The organism is Janthinobacterium sp. SUN118 (genome assembly GCF_030397695.1).
Lineage (GTDB): Bacteria > Pseudomonadota > Gammaproteobacteria > Burkholderiales > Burkholderiaceae_D > Janthinobacterium.
Genome location: NZ_JAPUBV010000002.1, coordinates 465,537 through 491,219, shown reverse-complemented (window position 1 = coordinate 491,219; position 25,683 = coordinate 465,537). Strand labels below are relative to the sequence as shown.

At 64.1% G+C, this 25,683-nt stretch carries 21 protein-coding genes; 17 read left to right on the top strand and 4 right to left on the bottom strand.

The features are described 5' to 3' along the window. Window positions 1-147: 147 nt before the first annotated feature. The 9 genes from O0880_RS17870 to O0880_RS17830 all read left to right on the top strand — a co-directional run bounded on the left by O0880_RS17870 (window position 148) and on the right by O0880_RS17830 (window position 11,943). A complete protein-coding gene (locus O0880_RS17870) occupies window positions 148-1,692 on the top strand; it encodes an alpha-L-arabinofuranosidase C-terminal domain-containing protein (protein ID WP_289887855.1) in 1,545 nt (514 codons plus the stop codon). Window positions 1,693-1,761: 69 nt separating this feature from the next. Next, complete coding sequence (locus O0880_RS17865) at window positions 1,762-2,796, top strand: arabinan endo-1,5-alpha-L-arabinosidase (protein WP_289887854.1); 1,035 nt, start codon at window positions 1,762-1,764, stop codon at window positions 2,794-2,796. Window positions 2,797-2,806: 10 nt separating this feature from the next. Further along, complete coding sequence (locus O0880_RS17860) at window positions 2,807-5,173, top strand: glycoside hydrolase family 127 protein (RefSeq protein WP_289887853.1); 2,367 nt, start codon at window positions 2,807-2,809, stop codon at window positions 5,171-5,173. 166 nt (window positions 5,174-5,339) lie between these two features. Then, window positions 5,340-6,314 carry an ABC transporter substrate-binding protein gene (locus O0880_RS17855; protein ID WP_289887852.1) on the top strand — a complete coding sequence of 325 codons (975 nt, stop codon included), beginning with the start codon at window positions 5,340-5,342 and terminating at the stop codon, window positions 6,312-6,314. A 9-nt stretch (window positions 6,315-6,323) separates the two neighbouring features. Further along, the gene (locus O0880_RS17850) at window positions 6,324-7,877 is read left to right on the top strand and encodes a sugar ABC transporter ATP-binding protein (protein ID WP_289887851.1); all 1,554 of its coding nucleotides are present in this window, start codon (window positions 6,324-6,326) and stop codon (window positions 7,875-7,877) included. Beyond that, window positions 7,874-8,959, top strand: coding sequence for an ABC transporter permease (locus O0880_RS17845; protein ID WP_289887850.1), 1,086 nt, complete (start codon window positions 7,874-7,876; stop codon window positions 8,957-8,959). Before O0880_RS17850 ends, O0880_RS17845 begins: the two co-directional genes overlap by 4 nt. Next, entirely contained in the window at window positions 8,956-9,930 is a 975-nt protein-coding gene (gene yjfF / locus O0880_RS17840) for a galactofuranose ABC transporter, permease protein YjfF (protein WP_289887849.1), read from the top strand. Before O0880_RS17845 ends, yjfF begins: the two co-directional genes overlap by 4 nt. A gap of 3 nt (window positions 9,931-9,933) precedes the next feature. Next, on the top strand, window positions 9,934-10,908 hold the full coding sequence (locus O0880_RS17835; protein ID WP_289887848.1) for a glycoside hydrolase family 43 protein: 975 nt from the start codon (window positions 9,934-9,936) through the stop codon (window positions 10,906-10,908). Between the two features lie 93 nt (window positions 10,909-11,001). Beyond that, window positions 11,002-11,943 (top strand): LysR family transcriptional regulator, encoded by a 942-nt coding sequence (locus O0880_RS17830; RefSeq protein WP_070219038.1) that lies wholly within the window; start codon window positions 11,002-11,004, stop codon window positions 11,941-11,943. A gap of 175 nt (window positions 11,944-12,118) precedes the next feature. On the opposite strand, the gene O0880_RS17825 is transcribed toward O0880_RS17830, so the two are convergent. The 4 genes from O0880_RS17825 to O0880_RS17810 all read right to left on the bottom strand — a co-directional run bounded on the left by O0880_RS17825 (window position 12,119) and on the right by O0880_RS17810 (window position 16,552). Beyond that, window positions 12,119-13,384, bottom strand: a complete 1,266-nt coding sequence (locus tag O0880_RS17825; RefSeq protein ID WP_289887842.1) for a DUF6445 family protein — start codon at window positions 13,382-13,384, stop codon at window positions 12,119-12,121. 52 nt (window positions 13,385-13,436) lie between these two features. Continuing rightward, complete coding sequence (locus O0880_RS17820) at window positions 13,437-14,168, bottom strand: hypothetical protein (RefSeq protein WP_289887840.1); 732 nt, start codon at window positions 14,166-14,168, stop codon at window positions 13,437-13,439. An 82-nt stretch (window positions 14,169-14,250) separates the two neighbouring features. Next, the gene (locus O0880_RS17815; RefSeq protein WP_071325797.1) at window positions 14,251-15,078 is read right to left on the bottom strand and encodes a hypothetical protein; all 828 of its coding nucleotides are present in this window, start codon (window positions 15,076-15,078) and stop codon (window positions 14,251-14,253) included. Window positions 15,079-15,163: 85 nt separating this feature from the next. Next, a complete protein-coding gene (locus O0880_RS17810) occupies window positions 15,164-16,552 on the bottom strand; it encodes a caspase family protein (RefSeq protein ID WP_289887836.1) in 1,389 nt (462 codons plus the stop codon). Window positions 16,553-16,738: 186 nt separating this feature from the next. Here O0880_RS17810 and O0880_RS17805 point away from each other — a divergent pair, with 186 nt between their 5' ends. The 8 genes from O0880_RS17805 to O0880_RS17770 all read left to right on the top strand — a co-directional run bounded on the left by O0880_RS17805 (window position 16,739) and on the right by O0880_RS17770 (window position 25,657). Further along, entirely contained in the window at window positions 16,739-17,503 is a 765-nt protein-coding gene (locus O0880_RS17805; RefSeq protein WP_289887833.1) for a hypothetical protein, read from the top strand. After that, window positions 17,500-18,525 (top strand): hypothetical protein, encoded by a 1,026-nt coding sequence (locus O0880_RS17800; RefSeq protein WP_289887832.1) that lies wholly within the window; start codon window positions 17,500-17,502, stop codon window positions 18,523-18,525. The genes O0880_RS17805 and O0880_RS17800 overlap by 4 nt, the downstream gene beginning before the upstream one ends. 28 nt (window positions 18,526-18,553) lie before the next feature. Continuing rightward, window positions 18,554-19,429 (top strand): hypothetical protein, encoded by an 876-nt coding sequence (locus O0880_RS17795; protein ID WP_289887831.1) that lies wholly within the window; start codon window positions 18,554-18,556, stop codon window positions 19,427-19,429. Window position 19,430: 1 nt separating this feature from the next. After that, window positions 19,431-21,044, top strand: coding sequence for a hypothetical protein (locus tag O0880_RS17790; RefSeq protein WP_289887830.1), 1,614 nt, complete (start codon window positions 19,431-19,433; stop codon window positions 21,042-21,044). Beyond that, a complete protein-coding gene (locus O0880_RS17785) occupies window positions 21,019-21,933 on the top strand; it encodes a glycerophosphodiester phosphodiesterase family protein (RefSeq protein WP_289887829.1) in 915 nt (304 codons plus the stop codon). The genes O0880_RS17790 and O0880_RS17785 overlap by 26 nt, the downstream gene beginning before the upstream one ends. Before the next feature lie 205 nt (window positions 21,934-22,138). Continuing rightward, window positions 22,139-23,164: a LacI family DNA-binding transcriptional regulator gene (locus tag O0880_RS17780; protein WP_289887828.1), complete on the top strand. Its 1,026-nt coding sequence runs from the start codon at window positions 22,139-22,141 to the stop codon at window positions 23,162-23,164. Continuing rightward, the gene (locus O0880_RS17775) at window positions 23,164-24,651 is read left to right on the top strand and encodes a sugar ABC transporter ATP-binding protein (RefSeq protein ID WP_289887827.1); all 1,488 of its coding nucleotides are present in this window, start codon (window positions 23,164-23,166) and stop codon (window positions 24,649-24,651) included. The genes O0880_RS17780 and O0880_RS17775 overlap by 1 nt, the downstream gene beginning before the upstream one ends. Next, window positions 24,632-25,657 carry an ABC transporter permease gene (locus tag O0880_RS17770; protein ID WP_071325790.1) on the top strand — a complete coding sequence of 342 codons (1,026 nt, stop codon included), beginning with the start codon at window positions 24,632-24,634 and terminating at the stop codon, window positions 25,655-25,657. The genes O0880_RS17775 and O0880_RS17770 overlap by 20 nt, the downstream gene beginning before the upstream one ends. Window positions 25,658-25,683: the final 26 nt, after the last annotated feature.

Sequence of the window (25,683 nt, the reverse complement as noted above, 5' to 3'; positions counted from 1 at the left end):
CCGCAGAGTTGCAGCCTGCCAAATCTTTCCTCTTTCGAAATACCGCTCTTGCCGCCCTAACCCTGCGGCAGGAGAGGCATCGCCACATCCAGATTATGCCGGGCTTGATCCCGGCCCTTGCTTTTCACTACAAAAACAGGAGACAGCATGAAATTCATCCATACCAGCATCGCGGCCTTGAGCCTGGCCGTCGGCAGCGCCTTTGCCGCGCCCGTCAGCGTCACCATCGACGCGGCCAAGCCCGGTCCCGTGATCAACAAGAACGTGTATGGCCAGTTCGCCGAACACCTGGGCACGGGCATCTACGAAGGCATGTGGGTGGGGCCGGACTCTTCCATTCCGAATACCCGGGGCTGGCGCAACGACGTGCTGGGTGCGCTGAAACAGTTGCACGTGCCGCTGGTGCGCTGGCCGGGCGGCTGCTTTGCCGATGAGTACCACTGGAAGGACGGCATCGGCGCGCGCGCCCAGCGCCCGACCAAGGTCAACACCAACTGGGGCGGCGTGGAAGAGTCGAACGCCGTCGGCACGCATGAATTCTTCGACCTGGCCGAGTTGCTCGGTGCGCAAACCTACATCAATGGTAATTTGGGTTCCGGCACGCCGCAGGAAATGTCCGAGTGGCTCGAATACATGACGTCGGACAGCAAATCGACCCTGGCCGAGCTGCGCCGCAAGAATGGCCGCGCCCAGCCGTATAAAGTCGATTACTTTGGCATCGGCAACGAAGCCTGGGGTTGCGGCGGCAATATGCGCCCGCAGTATTACACCGACCTGTACAAGCATTACCACACCTTCATGAAGACGCCGGAAAGCGCGCGCCCGAAATTCATCGCCAGCGGCGGCAATGACGACGACATCAGCTGGTCCGACACCCTGAGCCGTGAAATCAAGCCGAACATGATGGACGCCATCAGTTTCCACTACTACACGGTGCCCACGGGCGTGTGGGAAAAGAAGGGCGCCGCCACGGGCTTTGGCGAAGATCAATGGATATCGACACTGGAGCGTACCCTGCGCATCGATAGCTTGATCAAGAACAATATCGCCGCCATCGACAAGAACGATCCATCGAAAAAGACGGGCCTGTATGTCGATGAGTGGGGCACCTGGTACGACGTCGAGCCGGGCACCAACACGGGATTCTTGTTCCAGCAAAACAGCTTGCGCGATGCGCTCGTTGCCGCCCTGAACTTCAACATTTTCCACGCCCACGCGGACAGGGTGCGCATGACGAATATCGCGCAAATGGTCAACGTGCTGCAGGCCATGATCATCACGGACAAGGATAAATATTTCCTCACGCCCACGTATCACGCGTTTGAAATGTACGTGCCGTTCCAGGATGCCACCTCCCTGCCGGTCGCCATCAGTGGCAACGGCAAGTACAGCCTGGGCAAGGTCAGCATTCCTGAAGTGAGCGCCTCGGCCGCGCGCGCCAAGGATGGCAAGGTGTACTTGTCGCTGGTCAACACGAATCCGCACAAGGCCGTCGACGTCAACGTGGCCCTGGCCGGCAGGCAAGCGGCCAGCGTGAATGGCCGTATGCTGACCGCTGGCAAGATGGACGCCGTCAACAGCTTTGCGCAACCGCAAGCCGTGCAGCCGGTGGCATTTCATGCCAAGGCGCAGGGCGGCAAGCTGACCGTGTCCGTGCCCGCCAAGGCCGTCGTGGTGGTGGCCGTCGACTAGTCTTTCACCCCTTGTCATTCATCAAGCCGGCCCGCATGATGGGCCGGCCCGTTCATATCGGAGAAGACGATGCACACATTGACACGCGGCGTGGCCGCCATCCTGAGCACCCTGGCGATCATGGCTGCCGCGCACGCGGCCCAGGTCAGCGTGCACGACCCCGTGATGGCCAGGGAAGGCGACACGTATTATCTGTACAGCACGGGGCCCGGCATCACCTTCTACAGCTCGAAGAACATGGTCGACTGGCAGCCGGAAGGGCGCGTGTTTGCCGGCCAGCCCACGTGGGCGAAGACGGCTGCGCCCTCATTTGACGACCATATCTGGGCGCCCGATGTGCAGTTTCATGACGGTAAGTATTACCTGTACTACTCGGTCTCCGGTTTCGGCAAGAACACCTCCGGCATCGGCGTCACCGTCAACACCACCCTCAATCCCCGCTCGCCCGACTACCGCTGGGTCGACCAGGGCATGCTGCTGCAATCGGTGCCCGAGCGCGACGAGTGGAACGCCATCGATTCGAACATCATCACCGATGCCAAGGGCACGCCGTGGATGTCGTTCGGCTCGTTCTGGAACGGCATCAAGCTGGTAAAACTGACGCCCGACTGGACCCGTATTGCGGAACCGCAGGAGTGGCACTCGCTGGCGCGCCGCATGCCGCTGCCGCCGCGCGCGGGCGAATTCAAGCCGGCGCCCGAGGAAATCGAGGCGCCGTTCATCTTCCAGCGCGGCGCCGATTATTATTTGTTCGTCTCGTGGGGCCTGTGCTGCAAGAAAGCCGACAGCACCTATCACCTGGCCGTGGGACGCTCCAAAAGCGTGACGGGCCCCTACCTGGACAGGGAGGGCCGCGACATGGCGCAGGGCGGCGGCACGCTGCTGCTGAAAGGCGACAAGGACTGGCAAGGCCTGGGCCACAACAGCGCCTACACGTTTGACGGCAAGGATTACCTGGTGCTGCATGCGTATGAAACGGCCGATGATTACTTGCAAAAACTCAAGATCCTGCCCATGACGTGGGACAAGGAGGGCTGGCCGCAGGTCGATGCGCGCGACTTGAACCGCTATCAAAGTAAACAGTTGCCCGCCGCCCAACCGTAAAGGCCCCGCCATGAAAACAACCGTGTTGCTGCTGGCGCTGGCCGCCGGCGGCCTTGCCACGCCGCTGCTCCAGGCGGCGGAACTGTTTCCCCTGTCGTCCGTGCGCCTCGGCGCGGGACCGTTTCTCGATGCGCAAACGACGGATTTGCAGTATCTGATGGCCTTCGAGCCGGACAAGCTGCTGGCGCCATTCCGCCGCGAGGCGGGCATGCCGCAGATCCAGCCCAGCTATGGCAACTGGGAAGCGACGGGGCTGGACGGCCACATGGGCGGGCATTATCTGTCCGCGCTGGCGCGCATGGCCGCATCCACGGGCGACGCCCAGGTGCTGGCACGGTTGAACCATGTGGTGACGGAGCTGAAGAAATGCCAGGACGCCAACGGCAATGGCTACCTGGGCGGTATTCCCGACGGCAGCGCCGCCTGGCAAGCCATTGCCCAAGGAAACTTGCAGGCCGATACCTTCTCCGTCAACGGGCGCTGGGTGCCGTGGTACAACCTGCACAAGGTGTTTGCCGGCCTGCGCGATGCCTATCAGTACGCCGGCAATGCCGAGGCGAAAACCATGCTGATCGCCTTGTCGGACTGGGCCGTGAAACTCTCGGCCTCGCTCACGGATGCGCAGATGCAAACGATGCTGCGCGCCGAGCACGGCGGCATGAACGAAGTACTGGCCGACGTCTACGCCATGACGGGCGATCAGCGCTACATGGACCTGGCCGTGCGCTTCTCGCACCAGGCCATCCTGCAGCCGCTGGCGGCGGGGCAAGACAAGTTGACGGGCCTGCATGCGAATACGCAAATCCCGAAGGTGATCGGCTTCGAGCGCATCGGCGCACTGACGGACCGGCGCGACTGGCAACAGGCGGCGCAATTCTTTTGGCAAACCGTGCATGACAAGCGCACGGTGGCCATCGGCGGCAACAGCGTCAAGGAGCATTTCCACGACGAGCACGATTTTTCCACGATGCTGGAAGAGGTCGAGGGGCCGGAAACCTGCAATACCTACAATATGCTCAAGCTCACCGAGCAACTGTTCCGCCGCGACGAGCAGGTGCAATACGCGGATTACTACGAGCGCGCGCTGTACAACCATATTTTGTCGTCGCAACGCCCCGGCACGGGCGGTTTTGTGTATTTCACGCCCATGCGCCCGAACCACTACCGCGTGTATTCGCAAGTGGACAAGGGCATGTGGTGCTGCGTGGGCTCGGGCATCGAAAGCCAGGCCAAGTATGGCGAGTTCATCTACGCCCATGACGGCGATGCCCTGTACGTGAACCTGTTCATGGCTTCCACGCTGGACTGGCAGGGGCAGGGCGTCAAGATTATCCAGAGCACGCAGTTCCCCGACCGGGACACGACGCGCATCACGCTGAGCCAGTTCGCGGGCAAGAAGACGTTCAGCCTGAAGATCCGCTATCCGCAGTGGGTGGCCAAGGGCAAGCTGCGCCTGACGCTCAATGGCAAGGCCCTGCGCGTGAACGGCGCCCCCGGCGAGTACGTGACCATCGCGCGCGCGTGGAAAGCGGGCGACACCGTCGACGTGACCTTGCCGATGACGACACGCCTGGAACAGATGCCGGACCAGTCGAACTACTATGCCGTGCTGCACGGCCCCATCGTGCTGGCCGCCAAGACGCAGCCGTTCGCCAATGAAAAGCTCAATTACCTTGCCGACGACACGCGCATGGGGCATATCGCCCAGGGGCAAGTGTGTCCGCTGGAGTCGTCGCCGCTGTTCGTCAGCGATACCAGGGATTTCATGCGCAGAATCCGCCCCGTGAAGGGCCAGCCGCTGACGTTTACGGCGCCAGGCTTGATCCAGGGCAAGGATGCGGCCACCTTGAAACTGATCCCGTTCTTCCGCCTGCATGATGCGCGCTACATGCTGTACTGGCCCGTGTCCACGCCGGCCGGGCTGGTACAGCTGCAGGACAGCACGCGCCAGGCCGAGGCGCAGCGCCTGGCGCTCGATGCGCAAACCATCGACCAGGTGGCGCCGGGGCAACAGCAGCCCGAGTCCGACCACTTCTTCCAGGCCGAGGGCGGCGAAAACGGCGTCAACAAGGGCCGGCACTGGCGCCATGCGACGGGCTGGTTCAGCTATGCGCTGAGCGACCCGCAAGGCGAAGCGAAGACCCTGCGCCTGACCCTGTCCACGCTCGATGCGGGCCGCGTCTTCGACGTGCTGCTCAATGGCACAAGAGTGCAAACGGTCGCCGTGGCGGCCGATGCGCCGCAGGAACTGCATACGCTGGATGTGCCGCTGCCTGCCGAGCTGGTCAAGGCGGCCAAGGGCAAGCTGGTGGTGAAATTTGTCGCCGGCAAGGACTCCGTGGCGGGCGGCCTGTACGGGCTGCGCCTGCTGCGCTGACGGGGAGCAGAAGGGCAGTGAGCCATCCAGTGATACGCAAATCGGTATCGCAAGCGAAAAAGAATTGATTGGATGGCTATGTTGCTTTCTCCTACCATGGGTTCATAAAAAACCGCCCATCCGGCATCCGGCTGTGATGGTATTCCAATAAAAACTGGAGACAAGAATGACATTGAGCCGCCGCACCCTCCTCGCCAGCGCCATGCTGCTGGCCGCTACTGCTACCACTTTCGCCACCTCGTCCGCCTTTGCCGCCAAGCCCCTCGTCATGGGCTTTTCGCAAGTGGGTGCCGAGAGCGAATGGCGCACCGCCAATACCGTCTCCATCAAGGATGCCGCCAAGAAAGATGGCGTCACCCTGAAATTTGCCGATGCGCAGCAGAAGCAGGAAAACCAGGTCAAGGCGCTGCGCTCGTTCATCGCGCAAAAAGTCGACGTCATCGCCTTTTCGCCCGTCGTCGAATCGGGCTGGGATACCGTCTTGCGCGAGGCCAAGGCCGCCAAGATTCCCGTCATCCTGACGGACCGCGCCGTCAACGTGGCGGATAAATCGCTGTACGTCACCTTCATCGGTTCCGACTTCGTGGAAGAGGGCCGCCGCGCCGGCCAGTGGCTGCTCGAGCACGCCAAGAAAACCCCGGATGCCACCCTCAACATCGTGGAATTGCAGGGCACGGTCGGTTCCGCGCCCGCCATCGACCGCAAGGCGGGCTTCCTGGAAGTGGTGGGCAAGAATCCGAAGATGAAGATCATCCGTTCGCAAACGGGCGACTTCACGCGCGCCAAGGGCAAGGAAGTGATGGAAGCCTTCCTCAAGGCCGAGGGCAAGAAGATCAACGTGCTGTACGCGCACAACGACGACATGGCCATCGGCGCCATCCAGGCCATCGAAGAAGCGGGCATGAAGCCGGGCAAGGACATCATCATCATCTCGATCGACGGCGTGAAAGGCGCGTTCGAGGCCATGATCGCCGGCAAGCTCAATGTCACCGTGGAATGCAGTCCGCTGCTGGGCCCGCAACTGATGTCGGTGGCGCGCGACGTGGTGGCCGGTAAACCCGTGCCGGCCCGCATCACGACGGTGGAAGGCGTGTTCCCTGCCGAGGTGGCCGCCAAGGAATTCCCGAACCGTAAGTACTAAGCTTGCCGCATGATGAAGACGCAAGCGCATCACGACGCCGCGCCGGCTCCCTTGCTGGAGTTGCGCGGCATCAGTAAAGCCTTTCCCGGCGTCAAAGCCCTCACCGATGTTGCCCTGCGCCTGTATCCGGGCGAAGTGCATACCTTGATGGGGCAGAACGGCGCCGGCAAGTCGACCCTGATCAAGGTGCTGACGGGTGTCTACACGCCCGACAGCGGCCAGATCCTGCTCGACGGCCAGCCCATCGCGCCCGCGTCCACGTCGGATGCGCAGGGGCTGGGCATCAGCACCGTGTACCAGGAAGTCAATCTGTGCCCGAACCTGTCGGTGGCGGAAAATATCTTTATCGGCCGCTATCCGCGCCGCTTCGGCGCGCGTTTTGGTCCCATCGATTGGCGCACCATGCAACAGCAGGCGCGGGCCTTGCTGCAGCAATTGCAGATCGATATCGATGTCACGGCGCAGCTGTCCAGCTTTCCCCTGGCCATCCAGCAAATGGTGGCCATTTCGCGCGCGCTGAATATTTCCGCGCGCGTGCTGATCCTCGACGAACCCACGTCCAGCCTGGACGAGGCGGAAGTCAAGCTGCTGTTTTCCGTGCTGCGCCGCCTGCGCGGGCAGGGCATGGCGATCCTGTTCGTGACCCACTTCCTCGACCAGACCTACGCCATTTCCGACCGCATCACGGTAATGCGCAATGGCGAGCGCGAGGGAGAATACGCGTGCAGCGAACTGTCGCGCCTGGCGCTGGTCAATAAAATGATCGGCGTGGCGGCCGACACGCAGGAACAAGCGCTGGATTTGGCGCAGGAAGCGGGCGTGGCCAGCTTTGGAACGAATGTGCTCGAAGCGCAGGGACTGGGCCGCAAGGGCGCCTTGCTGCCCATGGATTTCCACATTCGCCAGGGTGAACTGCTGGGCCTGGCCGGCTTGCTCGGTTCGGGCCGCACGGAACTGGCGCGCTTGCTGTTCGGCGCCGACAAGGCCGATTCCGGCACGATCACCATGCAGGGCAAGCCGCGCCAGTTTCACGTGCCGCGCGACGCCATTGCCCGGGATATCGGTTTCTGCTCGGAAGACCGCAAGCACGAGGGGGCGATCCTGTCGCTGTCCGTGCGCGAAAACATCATCCTGGCCTTGCAGGCCCGCACGGGCTTGCTGCGCGCCATCCCGTTCAAGCGCCAGCAGGCGCTGGCCGACGAGTACGTGAAGGCGCTCGGCATCAAGACGGCCAGCATCGAGACGCCGATCGGCAGCTTGTCGGGCGGCAACCAGCAGAAAGCCTTGCTGGCGCGCTGGCTGGTGACCTCGCCCGCCATGCTGATCCTCGACGAACCCACGCGCGGCATCGACGTGCGCGCCAAGCAGGAAATCATGAGCTATGTGGGTAAACTCTGCCGCAAGGGCATGGCGATTCTGTTCATCTCGTCCGAATTGCCGGAAGTGCTGCGCTGCAGCGACCGTATTCTCGTCATGCGCGACCGCAAGGCCTGCGGCGACTATGCGCGCGGCGAACTGGACGACAGCTCCGTGCTGCAAGTCATTGCCGGGGAGTCAGCATGAGCGTGTCCACACCGTCCAGCGCACCGCCCGCGGCGCGTCTGGCTTCCACCACGGATTCTTCCATTGTGCATAGCGTTCTGCATCATCCCCTGAGCCGGCCCCTGGCCGCGCTGTTCTTGCTGTTGCTGGTCGATTTCCTTGCCATTCCCGGCTTTTTCCATCTGGAAATTCGCGATGGCCATTTGTACGGCAGCGTGATCGACATCGTCAACCGCGCCGCGCCGCTGATGCTGGCCGCGCTGGGCATGACCCTCGTCATCGCCACGCGCGGCATCGACATTTCCGTGGGCGCCGTCGTGGCCCTGTCCGGCACCGTGGCCGCCATGCTGATCGGCGGCACCATGGTGATGGAGAACGGCGTGCCGACCTACGTGAGCAACATTCCCATGGGCTGGGCCCTGGCGGCCGCCCTGGGCGCGGCCCTGCTGTGCGGTGCCTGGAATGGCGTGCTGGTGGCGGGCCTGGGCTTGCAGCCCATCGTCGCCACCTTGATACTGATGGTGGCCGGGCGCGGCCTGGCGCAATTGCTGACGGATGGGCAGATCGTCACCGTCTATTACCAGCCCTTCTTCTTCATCGGCAGCGGCTACCTGTTCGGCTTGCCGTTCTCGCTGTTCCTCGTGGCTGCCGTCTTCCTCATCACGGCCGTGCTGATGCGCAAGACGGCCCTGGGCCTGTTCATCCAGGCCGTCGGCATCAACCCCGTCGCCGCGCGCCTGGCCGGCATCAGGACGGCGACCCTGATTTTCTTCGTGTACGTGTTTTGCGCGGCCTGCGCGGGCCTGTCCGGGCTGATGATCAGCTCGAACATCAAGAGCGCGGACGCCAACAATGCGGGCCTGATGCTGGAACTCGACGCCATCCTGGCCGTCACTTTGGGCGGCACCTCGCTCGCTGGCGGCAAGTTCAGCCTCGTGGGCAGCATGATCGGCGCCCTCATCATCCAGACCCTGACCTACACGATCTATTCGCTGGGCGTGCCGCCCGAAGTGAACATGGTCGTCAAGTCGGTCGTCGTCTTCCTCGTCTGCCTGTCGCAATCGTCGGAATTCAAGCAATTGCTGCATCGGAGAAAAGCATGAAGGGCTTGCTGCACACCCCGTATTTCACCTCGCTCGTCACCGTGCTGCTGCTGGTGGTGATGCTGGGCCTGGGCGGCGCCGCCTATCCGGGCCTGCTGTCGACGCAGGTCATCTTTAACTTGTTGATCGATAACGCGTTCTTGCTGGTGATCGCCGTCGGCATGACCTTCGTCATCGTTTCCGGCGGTATCGATCTGTCCGTCGGTTCCGTGCTGGCCCTGTCGACCATGATCGCCGCCTGGCTGCTCCACGTGGCGCACTGGCCGCCGCTGCTGGTGATCGCCACCGTGCTGGCGCTGGGCGCCGTGTTTGGCGCCAGCATGGGCGCGCTGATCCATTATTTCAAGTTGCAGCCGTTCATCGTCACCCTGGCCGGCATGTTTCTGGCGCGCGGACTGTGCTATTTGATCAGCATCAATTCCATCACCATCGACGACCCGCTGTTCGTCGCCATGTCGCAGACCCAGCTGGGTTTTCTCGGCGGCTTCGTCTCGCCCGGGGTCGTCATCGCCGTGGCGACGTTATTGCTGGCCATCTGGCTGGCGCACGCGACGCCGTTCGGCCGCGCCGTGTATGCGATCGGCGGCAACGAGCAGTCGGCCCTGATGATGGGCTTGCCAGTGGGCCGCACCAAGGTGCTGATCTATGCCTTCAGCGGCTTGTGCGCCGCGCTGGGCGGCGTGCTGTTTTCGTTTTACATGCTGTCCGGCTATGGCTTGCATGCGCAAGGCACGGAACTGGACGCGATTGCCGCCGTCGTCATCGGCGGCACCCTGCTCAGCGGCGGCTACGGCTATGTGGCGGGCGCGCTGTCCGGCGTGCTGGTGCTGGGCACCATCCAGACCCTGATCGCCTTCGACGGCACCCTCAGCTCGTGGTGGACCAAGATCGTCATCGGCGGCCTGCTGTTTGTCTTTTGCGTCGTGCAACGACTGATGGCCATGGGCCAGAAAACTACCAACGGGAGTTAATTGATGTTGAAGCAGAACAAACGTGCCGCAGCCATCGGCATGGCGGCGGCGCTCGCCTGTGCCGCCTTTGGCGCGCAGGCGGCCAACCCCATCGTCAAGGATATCTACACGGGCGACCCGGCCGCGCTGGTCGACAATGGCCGAGTCTACCTGTACGTCGGCCACGATGAGGCGAGCGCCACGGACACGGATTACCGCATGCACGAGTGGCGCGTGTATTCCTCGTGCGACATGGCGAACTGGACGGACCACGGCTCGCCCGTGCGCTTTTCCACCTTCGCCTGGGCCGGCAAGGATGCGTGGGCCGGCGACATCGTCAAGCGCGACGGCAAGTACTATTTTTACTCGACCGTCGACCACAAGACCATCCCCGGCAAGGCCATCGGCGTGGCCGTGTCCGACAGCCCGACGGGGCCGTTCGTCGATGCGCGCGGCAGCGCCCTGATCACGAACGACATGACGAAGCAGACGGCGATCCCGTGGGACGATATCGACCCGGCCGTCTTCATCGACACGGATGGCCAGGCCTACATCTACTGGGGCAACACGGTCTTGAAGTACGCCAAGCTGAAAGCGAACATGACGGAGCTCGACGGCCCGATCCTGACCTTCGGCATGGATGCGTTCACGGAAGCGGCGTACATGCACAAGCATGCGGACACCTATTATTTGTCGTACTCGCGCAATTTTCCCGAGGAAACGGCGTACTCGACGGGCCCCACGCCGACGGGTCCCTGGCATTTCCGCGGCACCATCATGGACAAGAATGCCGTCGTGAAAACCATCCACCAGGCCATCATCGCATTCAACGGCAAGTCCTACATTTTCTATCACAACGACAAGTTGCCCGGCGGCGGAGAATACCGGCGTTCCGTCGCCGTGGAAGAGCTGAAATACAGGCCCGACGGCACCATCGAATTCATCCCTCAAACGGCAGGCCCGGCCGCCAACCCGAGCGCCGCCTGCAAGGCGTCCTGAGCCATTTCATCACGCGTACAAAAAGGAGACACACCGATATCTATAACATCGATATTGAGTTAAAAGCGATATCGATCATGATATGATTTATTCATGGATACCCTCAACCCCAACTGGTTCTTGCGAGCCCGCCTGAAGACGCGGCAATTGCTGCTCCTGATCGCCCTGGACGAGCAGCGCAATATCCACCGCGCGGCGGAAGAATTGCACATGACGCAGCCGGCCGCGTCCAAGCAAATCAAGGACCTGGAAGAGATGCTGGACGTGCGCCTGTTCGACCGCTTGCCGCGTGGCATGGAGCCGACCATCTACGGCGAGACGATGATACGCCACGCGCGCATGGCGCTGACCAGCCTGTCGCTGGCGCATGACGACATCGTCGCCCTGAAGTCGGGCCTGACGGGCCAGGTGGAAGTGGGCGTGATCATGACGCCGGCCATGGCGCTGTTGCCGCGCGCGATAGCCCGCATCAAGCAGCAGGCGCCGCTGATGCGCATCGGCGTGCACCTGGAGCACAGCAACACCCTGATGGACATGCTGCAGCACGGTACCCTGGACTTCATGATCGGACGCATCCTGGAAAAGGAAAGCAGCGCCGGCCTCATCTACGAAGAATTGACGGAAGAGCCGGCCAGCGCCGTGGCGCGCAATGGCCATCCGCTGCTGTCGCGCAAGAATCTGCAGTTGAAGGACCTGGCGGCCCAGCCGTGGATATTGCCGCCGCAAGGCAGCATCCTGCGCCACCGTTTCGACATGATGTTCCGCCGCGCCAGCCTGGAACCGCCCGTCGACGTGGTCGACACGACGGCCTTGCTGTTGATCACGTCCTTGCTGCAGCAGACGGATTCCCTGCACGTGATGCCGACGGAAGTGGCGCATTACTATGAATCGTTGAACGTGCTGAGCATCCTGCCCATCGAGCTGCCGTGCAAGATGGATGCGTTCGGCATCATCCGCCAGCAGGATCATCTGCTGTCGCCGGGCGCGGATATGTTGTTGAAAGCCGTGCGCGCGACGGCTGCGGACATGTATTGAATGCTGAGCGGCCGTTGTCGGATTACGCGTTCCGCTAATCCGGCCTACGCATGGCCCAGTGACTGGTAGCCGTTGTCGGATTACGCGTTCCGCCAATCCGACCTACGCATGGTCCAGTGACTGGTAGGTCGGATTAGCCCGCAGGGCGTAATCCGACAATACCCGCGCCGCATGCTTAATCTGGCACTTCAAAGAAAAACAGTTGCACCAGCCGGCCATTCTCGGGTGTGTCGCCAAACACATTGCTGATCGAGTGAAAATAGTGGCCCTTGTATACGATCAGGCGGTTGTGGCGCATCGGCACTTCCAGCAGCGCTTGCCAACTGTCGCGCTGTTCCTGCAAGTCATTGAATTTCTGCACTTTACTGTTCGGCAGCCAGCGCTTCTGGAAATCCTTGAAGCTGGCGTAGCCGCCCGCCTTGACGTCCGCCTCGGCTAGTCTGCGGTACCAGCCGCTGGGCTGGTGGCGCCAGAACGTGGTGCCGCCCTGGCACTGCTCGGGCGGGTTCAGATACAGCACGCCCGCATAGAAATTGAAATTATTGCCCGTTTCGTTGTCCACGTGGATATCCGTGCGCGCCATGGCGTCGGCATAGCTGAGGCGGTAGGAACCATTGTCGGGCGAAATGAAGCGGATGGGACGGCCCAGCGCCGTGGCGATGCGCTCCATGGTGGCCTGGCAGGGCTGGCCCGCCGTCTGGCTGCCCGGATAGTTTTGTCCCGCATAGCGCTGCTGCTCGAACGGCAGGGCCAGCGCCTGCGCGCGCCAGGCGGCCGGGTCGGGCAGGAAATCGTCGAGGATGTGCAAGTCCGTTTCGTGCAGGAAGTCATGCAGCGATGGCGCGACATTGAGCGGTGTCAAAGTTTCGGTCTGTCCCGCTCGCGGGTTGGCATAACCGATGCGGCAACTGTCTGCCAGCGCCGGGTGCAGCGCGATACCCTGTGCGTAGCGCGCCAGCGCCAGTGCCTGCTGGCCCGTGCGGTAATACATTTCCGCCAGGCCCTGCAGGTTTTGCCAGCGTTCGGGGCGCAAGGCATGGGCGCGCTCGAGTTCCGCGATGGCTTCCGGCAAGCGCTGCTTGGCCAGCAGCAATTCCGAATGCACGATGGCGAAATCGTGCTCGTGCGGCGCCAGCCGCGCCGCCGTGGCGTAGCTGGCCAGCGCCGCTGCGCTGTCCGTGCCGCGCAGCACGTTGCCCAGGTTGTAGTGGAACAGGGCGTTGTCCGGTTGTTGCTTGAGCGACAGTTTCAACAGGCCCAGGCCGATGGTGGCCTGGCCCAGCTCCAGCATGGCCAGGCCCTGGAAATGCTGGGCTTCCACCAGGCTGGGCGCCAGTTTATATGCGGCCTGGTAGGCATTGATCGCTTCGATCAGCTTGCCCGCCTGGTGCAGCCGTTGCCCGTTTGCCAGTTGTTGTTCCGCCAGTGTCTGTTCGCCCATGTCGCTATCCCGATGCAATGTGGCGAACAGTGTAACGCAAAGGTCCGGGCGCTTACAGCGCTTGCTGCACAGGAATTTCTTCCCCGTTCAGCTTGATCGCCACCTTGACGATCTGCGCCTTGACCTGGTGGCTGGCCATGTCCGCTTCCTGGGCGTAGGCATACACGATGATGGCGAAATCCTTGTAGCCGCTGCGCGCCGCCTCGATCTTGCGCGCTGCATCCTGCGCCACGTTCAGCAGCGAGTAGCCATCGCCGTTCGTGAACGCCAGCTTGTAGTCGCCGTTGTCGTACATGTAGTAATACGTGCCCGCTTCGGCGAACTTGGCGGGGAAGGCGGCCTTGTCCATGGCGTACGGCGACAGCGCGCCCTGGCCATTGATCTGGTAGCGCAGGTAGCGTTTCGTCTTCGCTTCGCCGACCTTGGCGTCGATCTGCGGTTTCAGCGCGTCGAGCACTTCCTGCTTGCGGAAGGCATCGTTGCTGCCCGCATATTCGCGCGAGATGCGCTGCGCCACGGCCGCGTAATCGGGCGGCACGCCGGACAGGGCGATGTAGCTGTACATCAACTGGTTGCCGCTCGTGATGTCGACATAGCTGGACGCTGGCGTGGCTGCGTCCGCCTGCGGCAGGCTGGCGGCGGCCGCCTTCACCTGGGCTTTCGCGGCCAGGTCGGCGACATTTGCGGCGACGGGGGCGGAAGCGGCCGGTGCGGCGTTATCCGTCTTGCCGCAGGCGGACAGGAGCAGGGCGATGGCGAGCAGGGCGGGCAGGGTACGATGCATGATATTTCCTTCAAGATGATTGAAATGGTAATGACGGGTTTAATTTTTAGCGTTATGCAAGTCACGGCAGCGCAGCAGGTTTTCAGTGCTTGCCTCCTAAGCGCTGGTATTCGCCCACGCCGTAAGCGGCCAGGACGATGGAAGCCGCCAGCACCAGGTAAAAACCGATGCCGAAGGACAGGCCTTGCCACACCTGCCCCAGCATTTCGCTGGCCATCTGCTCGGCCATGCGGGCCGCGCGGCTGCCCATGAGGCCGCCCATGGCGTTGCCCGCATCGCTGACGGCGCCCTTGATCTTGATTAACAGCAAGCTGCTGTGCACGACGATGAACAGCAGCGGCGCGCACTTGCCCAGCGCCGCTTTCGGGTGCTTGCTGGCCATGGTGGCGCAGCAGGCGGCAATGGCCAGCAGGAAGAACAATTGTGCCGAGGTAAAACCGCTGCCGCCGTCGCGGGCGAAGCTTTCCAGGCTGTCCGCCGACAGGCCCAGCAGCTGCCAATAGCTGCGCGAGACGGCGGCGAACAGACGGATGCCGAGGGTGTTGAAGACAAAGGCGCCGGCGATCAGCACGCCGAGCGCGGCCAGCACCTTGATGCCGAGCGCATCGACGGCCCGGCCCCACAGTTGCCGGCCCTTGTCGCGCGCCAGTTTTGCCGCGCCGGCCATCTCTTCCTGCGCCAGCTGCTGCGCCGCGACGGCGCTGACGGTGGCGAGGCTGCCGCCGTCATCGAAGCGCACGTCGACGACGGCGTTGATGGCGGGCGCCGTGTCCGAACGCCAGTGCGTGGCCACGTCGAATGGATGTTGAATGCCGGCCACGCTGACGGAACCTTGTCCGCTGGGCTGGTAGGCGAGGATGCGGCCCCGTTGGCCGATGGTGGCGGGTGTTGCCGGGCTGGATGTGTGCATGAGATTTCCCTGGTCACTGTCATGCTGTATTGCATGTACCCACGGATAACGGGGGCAGTTCAGGGAAATCTAAAATTATTTTGAATTATTTTTTCGGCGGCTGTAATACATCCCTGGCGGCACCCTGGTAATCCTTCATCAAGCCCATGAAGGCATCCTGCAAGTGGCGTGCCGCGTCCTGCGGCGGCGCACCCGTGCGCCGCGCCAGGTCGAATTTATACGCGTGCGCGGGGCTGTAGCCGGCCTGCGAGGCGGCGTCGAGCAGCACGCCAGCGCGTTTCAATGAGGCCGGGTCGCCTTTGACCATCAGCAATTCGGCCAGATAGGTCTGGGCGATGGGAAAATCCCTGGCGGCCGCTTTTTCCAGCCACTGCATGCCCGCCTTCGGCTGCTTGATGCCGGCGTCGCCGCCGCCGATGCCATAACCGAGCGCCGTCAGCGCCACCAGGTCGCCCGTGCGCGCGCGCTTTTCCAGCTGCTGGCGGGGAAACGGCCGCGCCGCGATCTGCATGCGGATTTCATAGTTGATGTCTTGCAACACATTGCCCGGCCAGACTTTGGCGCCTGCAGCGGTGGCGGCAGGCGGCGTCGACGCTGGCGCTGGCGCCGGGCCAGGCGCGCGCATGCCGTGGTTGCCCGCGGCCAGCACACCGCTTGTTGGCTGGCTGACGCCCTTGCCGCTGCCCATGTTCAGCACCAGCCGGGCCGAGGTTTCGCCGAACGACACGCGCGGCTTTTGCACGTCGTGCGTCATGGCGGCCACCCTGGCCGCCACCTGCGAAAAGACGTCGCTCATCGGCAAGCCCGGCGCGTCGAGCGCATCGAGCAGGGCGCTCGTGTACGGACTGTTGCGCGAATCGGGCGACCAGAAATCGCGCGCCAGGGCGCCCGGGCCGGCCGAGTAGGCGATCACCACGCCGCGCGGCGCTTGCGTATCGGCAAAGCCGTGGCTGGCCGCATTGCTGCCGCCGGGCACGGGAACGGCCGCGCCGCCGCGCGTATATTCCTGGCGGCAAGCGTCGAGGATCAGCACGGCGCCGCGCGCGCCCGTGCGCTGCAAGTCGCCCGCCAGGCTGGAGACGGACACGCCCTGGGCGGCGATGGCCGCCGCGCTCAGCGCGTTCATGTTGGCGCCCAGCGGCAGCACGTAATTGGCTTCGCCCGCCTGCGCGCCGTGGCCCGCGTAAAACACGAGGGCGATATCGGCGCCGCGCGCTTGCGTGGAAAACGCGGCCGACGCCTGTTGCAACTGCGCCGCCGTGATATCCGTGCGCAGCAGCACGTCAAAGCCCAGGCGGCGCAGGCGCTCGGCCATGGCGCGCGCATCGTTCACGGGATTCAGCAATGGCTGCGCATAGGCCGCATTGCCGATCACGAGGGCGATGCGCTTGCCCGCCGCTGTCGGCACGGCCGCTGGCGCGACATTGCTAACTAGCAAAAAGAGGGACAACAACAGGGGAATCAGGCGCTGCATCGGGGTCTCGGAAATTGTCGTTGAAGTAACAAAAGTTAGCGATTTCCAGTGCGGTATGAGAAAATTGCCTGAATGCATTTTACTTGACTGACAAGTTTGCCTTGTTGTCCAGCGTATTTCCTCTTTACCGGCCAGCCTTGCTCCCGGCCAGTGGCGCGCGCCGCCCAACACACGATCGGACCGGCAGTGCAATCGGAACAATTTGAACGGATTCATGATTTCTGGACCCGCCGCCAGCAGCTGACGCAAGGCGAACTGGGCGAGTTTTACCAGCGCGTCATCGCCGCGCTGACGCCTTGCCGTCCGCGCGAGGCGGCGTCGCTGGGCGACTCGCTGGCCGACTTGCGCCACCAGTTCTTCATCGAAAAAGTCCTCAACAGCGACAGCGAGGCCGCGCCCCACCACGTGGGCGCCCTGTTTTTGTATTTCAAGCGTTTCATCATCGACCAGCTGCGCAAGCAGCGCGATGACGATGATGCCGATGCGCAGGACGGTTGCGACTTGCAGGCACCCGACGCGTATGCGGAACCGCTGCGCGACTACCGGCTGACGCCCGCCTCGGTGCGCGCCGCGGCCGACGTTTTTGTCACCAGCTTGCCGCGCGACCTGATCTTGCTGCTGCGCCACTGCGGCTGCGGCGGCATGCCCGTCAAGGAACTGGCCGAACAGATCGCTTCCGCGCATTACCACGGCGGCAAGCTGGGCCTCGTGCATAAACAGAAGGGCGATGTCATCAGCGCGGCCCGCCAGATCGTCGCGCCGGCCCACCGCGCCACCCTGCTGGGCAGCTGGGTCTTGACCCTGCTCAAGCTGCGCGTGGGGGACGCCCTGGCCGCGCGCGACCTGCAGGCGGCGCAAATAGTTTTGGATATTCTCTGCGTGGCCGCGTTATCCCTGCACATGGACCCCGCGCCCACCCCCCCGAACACTGATGAAAGGCCACCGGCATGACTGCATTGACGCCCACCCTGGCCATCGTTGCCGCGCGCCTGCCGTCGCCGCCGTCTTCCGCCGAGCTGCTGGAAGCGGAGGTGGCCGGCGCGACCCCCGACTGGCGCGGCATTGTCGTGCCGGACCATGTGCTGGAACGCTTTGCGCGCCGCAGCGATGCCGCGCCGCTGGCCGCGCGGCCCATCGCCGGCGGGCAAATCCATGTGCTGGCGCGCTGCCCGGGCTTTGGCGCCGTGCTGCTCGACGCCTGGGACAGCACGCGGCAGCGCTGGCGCGGCTGGCTCGTCACGCCGGACACGGCGTATGCGGATGCCTGCGGCCTGGTGGTCGAAGAGCGCGACGCGCCCGTCGATCCGCGCGCCGGCCTGGTGCTGTGCGATCTGCCTGTCATCGTGGCCGTGACGGACCTGGGCGTTTGCCTGGGCGTGTTCAGCCCGGACCGCCTGCAGGCGGTGCGCTGGCTGGAGTTGCACGGCCGCGCGAATGGGGCCGCGGCCGCGCCCGGCGTGATCGCCCGCGTGGCCTTGCCCGGCGACGGCTATGCGCTGACGGGCACGCCCCTGTCGAACGAACTGGGCAAGGATGGCCGCGTGGCGTACCGGCAATTGCTGCGCCAGGGGCTGCGGCAGTTGCAGATCGCCGTGGCCGACGCGGCGGCGCCACAGGTGGCTGCGCCGATCACGGCGGCAAATTCAAACCGCTGGTTGAAAGTCGTCACGGCCGTGGCCGCCAGCGTGATGGTGGTGCAATCGGCGTGGCTGTTCCTGCCGAAGGAACAGGCTGGCGTCGACAACGCGCAATTCCGCAGCGGCGGCAGCGGCGTCGAGACGGGCGTGCGCACGCGCGTGCTGTTCCGCGCCGAGGCGACGGAAGCGGAAATCCGTACCTGGCTGCAGCGCGAGCAGCTGGAAATCGTCGCCGGCCCGGACACCCTGGGCGCGTTTACCGTGCTGTCGCGCGACCGCCAGAAAGTCTTGCCGCCGCCAGGCCCGGGCAATCCGCTGGCCGTCACCAATCCCTGAATTCAGTAATAAGAGAAAGTTATCAAGCATGACAACGTATAAGAATTTTGCATCTGCGCACTGGCGCAAGTTGATCGCCGGCGTGGCCGCCGGCATCCTGTTGACGGGGTGCGCCATGACACCGAATGGCCGTGGCGGCGTGATGGTGGGCCTCGATACGGCAGAGCTGTTCGGCACGCCGATCTCCACCTTCCGCCTGCGCGACGGCACGGAAGGCACTTTGCGCAAGGATCCGAAAGGCAAGTATTCGATCAAGCTGTCGCAGGCGTTTCGCGTCGTGCCATTGGACAAGGCCCTGACGGCCCGCGTGGCGCGCGCGGAAAACGTGGGCGAGCGCACCGTGGTGATCGTCGAAACCCAGGAGCGCGGCTGCGCCTACCGCTATGAAGTGCTGGCCTTCCAGGGCACGGACGTGCTGCAGTGGACGGTCGGCAACTGCAAGGACCGGCCCCGCGTGGAGCTGGCGGCGGACGGGAAATCGCTGAATATCGATTTTCCCAACTACAACCGCCTGTCGCGCATGGTGTATGCAGACAACCGTCTGCTCAACGCCAGCGTGCCCGTGCCGGCCGGCGTCGATACGCGTGCCCAGCCGTTTGCCGACGACGCCTTGCGCGCGACGGGCCCGGCCATCGCCACTCTGCCCGGCAATGACAGCGGGCGCGTGATTCCCGCGCCGCCGGCGGCCACGCGGGCGCCTGCCCCGGCGCCGAAAGCGACCAGCCGCGCGGCCGGCAAGAACCGCCGCCAGGTGGCGCAGGAAGCGCCCGCGCGCACGGTGCCCAACGCGCCGGCCACGACAGCCCCGGCCGCGCGCGCCGCCGATAGCGCCTCGCGCGTGCCAGCCGCCATGAGTTTCCAGACGGAAGAGATCAAGCCCGTCGTCATCGATTTGAGGAAATAAGATGGCCGCAAGCTTGCGCAGTCTGCAAATCCGGCAGACCTTGATCCTGATCGTCCTGACGATCATCTACCTGTGCTTCGAGCTGGGCTTCAATGCCCGTCTGCTCGACGTGGTGGGCGGCAACGTCAAGCCGGAAGACGTGGAAGGGGTGGAATTCTATGGCCGCAGCCTGTCCGGCATCGCCGCCGCGCTGGTGGTACTGCAACTGATGTGGCGCCGCCGCCTGAAAAATGGCGGCAAGGGCGGCACTGGCCCCGGCTGGATGAAAATCATCGTCTGTTGCGTGGTCACGGCCGGCGTCGTCTTTGGCGTGCTGAAAACCACGGTGAACGTGCTGGTCAATACGCGCGACGCGGAATTTCGCCGCATGGCCTTCAATACCACCTTGCTGCAGCGCTCGCTGGTAGGCGGCAGCTTGCAGCTGCAGGGCCTGGTCGATGACCCCACCCTGTTCGCCAAGCCGGAAGGCAAATCCTTCCTGGCCCTGTTTCCGTTTCTGGCCGTGTCCGTGAAGCACCTCGACGAGCGCATGGGGCCGGCCAAGGAACAGCTGGTGCGCGCCAACGTGCGCCAGGTGGCCGGTGGCCCGGCTGGCTACTATGACAAATATCAAGAAGCGATGCGCGAGCTGGCCGGCAAGTGGGAACTGTATGCGGGCATCATTCCCGACACGGATGCCGGCTTGCGCGCCAAGCAGCAATCGTCGTGGCAGGAATACGTGAGCAGCCTGTCGCGGCGGGGCTGGCAACCGCATTCGGTGCCGATGCGGCGTCAGGCGGCCGTCGTCAACAATGTGCGCAAGAAAGTGCCCGTGCCCGCCAACTGGAAGACGGACGACGAGCGGGGCTTCCGCGCCGCCGTCAAGCGCCGCTATACGGCCGAGGCGGCCAGCAAGGGCGTCTCCGTGCGCGGCGAGCGCATCCCGCCGGGCCTGTCGTTTGCCGCCTTTGTCGCCCGTCCCGGCGTGCAGGCGGAATTGCGCGAGGCCTTGAAGTTGCCGGCCGGTGCCACGGTGCAGGCAGCGTATGCGAATCCGGCCGAGTTCGGCCGCCTGTTCGACCAGTTCCTCGATCGCCAGACGGCGGAAAGACTGGTGGAATACCGCGCCAGCCGCACGGATTTCGAGAACGGCGGCAGGTTCTTCCATGAAGGCAAGGAAGCGGCGCGCGCCGCCATCGTGCCGCCCGTGGCCCTGTTCTTTTCCCTGCTGGGCGCCATCGGCCATTTCTCGAAATTGCTGTACTTGATCGCTACCGTCGTATTATTGCTGCTGGCCATGCGCCGCGGCGAGCAGGCGGGCGCCGATGGACAGCTGAGCCGCCGTTCCGCCTGGATCGCCACGGGCGTGCTGGCGACGGCGTTCGCGGGCACCTGGGGCGTCTTGTCCGTGCTCGACAACAACGTCACGCGCAGCGAACTGTTCCGGCAAATGCTGGACTGGACGCGCCAGCCTGAACCCGACAGCACGCGCTGGAATATCGCGGGCAAGGCCATCCTGGCCAACATCACGCACGTAGTGGCCGTCGGCCAGGGCTACAGCTACCCCGTCAACGAAGCGATCCGCATCCATGTTTTGCAGGGAATTCATTATGGCTATCACGCACACCAAAAATAAGGCGGCCGCACTGGCCTTGCTGCTTTGCATGTTCAGCACGGCCGTCCAGGCCGATTGCCTGGGCATGAAGGTGCATGCCCACCGTGGCGCCGGCAATGCGCCGGAAAACTCGCTGAGCGCCCTGCGCAACACGTATTTCGGCACCTGGGATGGCGTCGAGACGGATTTGCAGCTGTTGGGCGACGGCAACTGGGTCGTGCACCACGACTTGTTGACGGGCCGGGTGGTCGACACGGGCTCGCCCCGCACGGTGAAAAAACTGAACGCCGACGACTGGCGCGCCGCCAGCATGAAAAACCGCGGCGTGCTGACGGCCGAGACGCCGCCCTTCGTCAGCGATATCGCCGACCTGGCCACGGCCTTTCCCGGCAAGACCCTGAATGCGGAAATCAAGGATGTCGTGCCCTCGTGCGCGCCGATCGGCGCGCTGGTGTCGCAGTTGCGCGGCAACATCAAGCATGGCAACTGGTTCTTGACGTCGGGCGTGCCGAACAACCTGGCGTGCGCGCGCCGCGCCGACCCGGACGGTTACCTGGGGCTGCTCGTGTTCGACCCGCGCAACGCGCAGGCGGCGGCCGGCACGAACAAGGTCAGCCGCTTTATCGCCAAGAATGCCCGCGCGCCCAAGCTCGACAAGCCGTGGCTGCAGCGCGTGCGCCAGCAGATCGGCATGCCCGTCGGCGTGCACGTGGATGCGCGCAGCCTGGACGCCAACCCGACCCTGCTCGGCGACGCGGCCAGCCTGGACATGCCCGTCTTCGTCTACGCCATCGATGGCGACTCGGCCCTGGCCGCCTCCCTGCTGCGCGCGCAACAGCGCAATCACCGCTGGCCCAGCGGCGTCATTCTTGACGGCAACCCCGAAACGTTTTGCGCGATGATGCAGTAAATTGTCCCTGATCTGTTGCGCGGCCATTTTGCCGTGCAGCAGATGCCTGTGCTTCCCCAGGCAGCACCGGCATCGACGGCCCGCGCAGGGCCGTTTTTTGTTCCTGTTCCTGCACATTTTTTGCGCAGCGCAGCATCGATAATGTTTGCATCGGCTAGTGGTCTGGCATATAAATGTAATCGATTACATTTTATTCAAAACCGTCATGTCAGCAGCCGTTCCATCATCTTTGCCCACAGAAACCGTCTCCATCAGCGCCGTTGCCGCGCATGCGGGCGTGTCGGTGGCCACCGTCTCGCGCGTCATGAACGAGCAGAGCGGGGTGCGGGCACCCACGCGCGCGAAGGTGCTGGCGTCCGTGGCGGCGCTCGGCTACCGCATGAACCACCTGGCGCGCAGCCTGCGCACGGCCGAGAGCCGCATGCTGCTGACCATGGTGCCCGACGTGGGCAACCCGTTTTATGCGCAGATCGTGCGCGGCATCGACACGGTGGCGCGCGAGCACGGCTATTTCGTGCTGCTGTGCGACACGGGCGCCGACGCGGGCCGCGAGCGCTCGTATTTCGACCTGCTGCGCATGCACCGTGCCGATGGCGCCATCTGCCTCGATCCGGACACGGTGCAACATGCCTTGTCGCATGAGTCGGTGAGCCTGCCGTGGGTGGCGTGCTGCGAATTCGATCCCGGCGTGGCCGTGCCGTATGTGGGCATCGACAACCACCGCGCCGCCTCGGACGCCGTCGCGCATTTGCTGTCGCGCGGCCACACGCGCATCGGCCTGATCAATTCGGACGAGCGCTACCTGTATGCGCGGCAACGCCAGCAAGGCTACCTCGACACCCTGGCCGCCGCCGGCCTGCCCGTGCAGCCGCAGTGGGTGCACACGGTGCAAAGCCTCGATTACGCAGCGGGCACGCAGGCGACGCTGGAAATGATGGCCGGGCCCGATGCGCCGACGGCCATCTTTGCCGTCTCCGACACCCTGGCCATCGGCGTGCTCAGCGCGCTGCGCCATTTGCACAAGCGCGTGCCGGAAGACGTGGCCGTCATCGGCTTCGACGATATCGCCATCGCCGCGCAGATGGCGCCGGGCCTGACCACCATCGCGCAGCCGATGCGCGAGCTGGGCGAGACGGCGGCGCGCCTGCTGCTGCAACGCTTGGCGGACCCGGCGGCCAATGTGCCGGGCGTGCTGCTGCAACATCGATTAATTCTGCGAGGGAGTGCATAGTGAGCGTTGCCGTCGGTTTCGAGGGGGTCTGCAAGGATTTCGGCCCCGTGCGCGTGCTGCATGGCGTCAGTTTCCGCCTGGCGCCAGGGCGCGTGTATGGCTTGCTGGGCGAAAACGGCGCCGGCAAGTCGACCCTGATGAAAATCCTTGCCGGCTATGAAGCCGTGAGCGAAGGCCAGCTGCTGATCGATGGCCAGCCCCAGCGTTTTGCCAGCTCGCGCGCCGCCGAGGCGGCCGGCATCGTGCTGATCCACCAGGAATTCAACCTGGCCGAACACCTGACGGTGGCGCAGAACATGTTCCTCGGCCACGAGAAAACGAAGGGCTGGCTGCTCGACGAGGCGTCCATGCGCGAGCAGGCATCGCGCTACCTGAAACAGGTGGGCCTGGCCGTGTCGCCCGATACGAAGATCCGCGACCTCATCGTGGCCGAGAAGCAACTGGTGGAAATCGCCAAGGCCCTGTCGCGTCGCGCCCGCTTCCTGATCATGGACGAGCCGACGGCCACGCTGACGTCGTCGGAAACCCAGCGCCTGTTCGCCGTGATGGCGCAGCTCAAAAGCGACGGCGTGACCATCCTCTATATTTCCCACAAGCTCGATGAAGTGGAGCGCAATACGGACGAGGTCATCGTCATGCGCGACGGGCGTTTCGTCACGCGCGAGCCGACGGCCAGCCTCACGCGCCAGCAGATGGCGAACCTGATGGTGGGGCGCGAATTGTCCGACATGTTCCCGGCCAAAGTGGCGCTGGCATCCGACGCGCCCGTGCTCCTGAAAGTCGATGGGCTCAGCGTGCCGGGCTGGTCCAAAAACCTGTCGTTCGAGGTGCGCGCCGGCGAAGTGCTGGGCTTTGCCGGCCTGGTGGGCGCGGGGCGCACGGAATCGTTCGAGGCGCTGCTGGGCTTGCGTGCGCGCAGCGCGGGCATGATCCAGCTCAATGGCCAGCCCGTGGATATCCGCAGCCCCAGGCAAGCGATGCAGCACGGCATGACCTACCTGAGCGAAGACCGCAAGGGAAAAGGCTTGCACGTGCACCTGGGCTTGCGCGAAAACCTCACCATGATGACGATGGAGCGCTATGCGCGGCCGTGGCTCGATGTGGCAGGAGAAAAGGCGGCGCTGGCCAGGGCGGTGCTGGATTTCAATATCCGCACGGGCGACCTCGACAGCCGCGCGCGCATGCTGTCCGGCGGCAACCAGCAAAAGCTGGCGCTGGCGAAATACCTGCATTCGGACCCGCGCGTCGTCGTGCTCGATGAACCGAGCCGCGGCGTGGACGTGGGCGCCAAGCGCGACATTTACTTTCTGATCCACCGCCTGGCCGCCGAAGGGCGCGCCGTGATCGTGATTTCCTCGGAATTGATCGAATTGATCGGCCTGTGCCACCGCGTGGCGGTGATGCGTGCCGGCACCTTGCAGGCCACCCTGGCCGCTGACCACCTGACTGAAGAGGAGTTGATTGCCCATGCAACCGGCACGCACTGACACCACCGTATCCACCGGCGCCACCGGTGCCAGCATCGCCAGACTGGGCGCGCGCATCAAGGGTTTCGGCCCCGTGCTGGGCTTGCTGGCCCTGTGCATCGCGGGCACCTTGCTCAACGGCGACTTCGCCACCCTCGACAACCTGATGAATGTGCTCACGCGCACGGCCTTCATCGGCATCATCGCCGTCGGCATGACCTTCGTCATCATCTCGGGCGGCATCGATCTGTCGGTGGGCTCGATGGCGGCCCTGATCGCCGGTTGCATGATTTACTTCATGAATGCGCTGGCGCAAGGCGCGGGGGGCAACCTGGCGCCGATCACCATGCTGGTGCTGGGCATTGCCATGGCCCTGGTATTGGGCGCCGGCTTCGGCCTGATGCATGGCTTGTTGATCAGCAAGGGCAATATCGAGCCGTTCATCGTCACCCTGGGCACCCTCGGCATCTTCCGCGCCGTGCTGACGTATTTGGCCGACGGCGGCGCGCTGACCCTGGACGCCACCCTGTCCGAGCTGTACAGCCCCGTGTATTACACGAGCGTGCTGGGCGCGCCGATACCGATCTGGATCTTTTTATTCGTCGCGGCGGCCGGCGCCATCATCCTCAACCGCACGACCTTTGGCCGCCACGTGCAGGCGATTGGTTCCAACGAGCAAGTGGCGCGCTATGCGGCCATCAACGTCGACAAGGTGAAGATCGCCACCTACATGCTCTTGGGCATCTGCGTGGGCATCGCCACCGTGCTGTACGTGCCGCGCCTGGGCTCGGCCACGCCGACGACGGGCTTGCTGTGGGAACTCGAGGCCATCGCCGCCGTCGTCGTCGGCGGCACGGCCCTGAAGGGCGGCGAGGGGCGCATCGTCGGCACCGTGATCGGCGCCATTTTATTGTCCGTGATCAGCAATATCCTGAATTTGACCAGCATCATCAGTGTCTACCTGAATGCCGCAGTGCAAGGCGTGGTGATCATTGCCGTCGCCTTCCTGCAGCGAGGCCGCAAATAAAAATACGGCGGCGTTCTGAAAGGGCA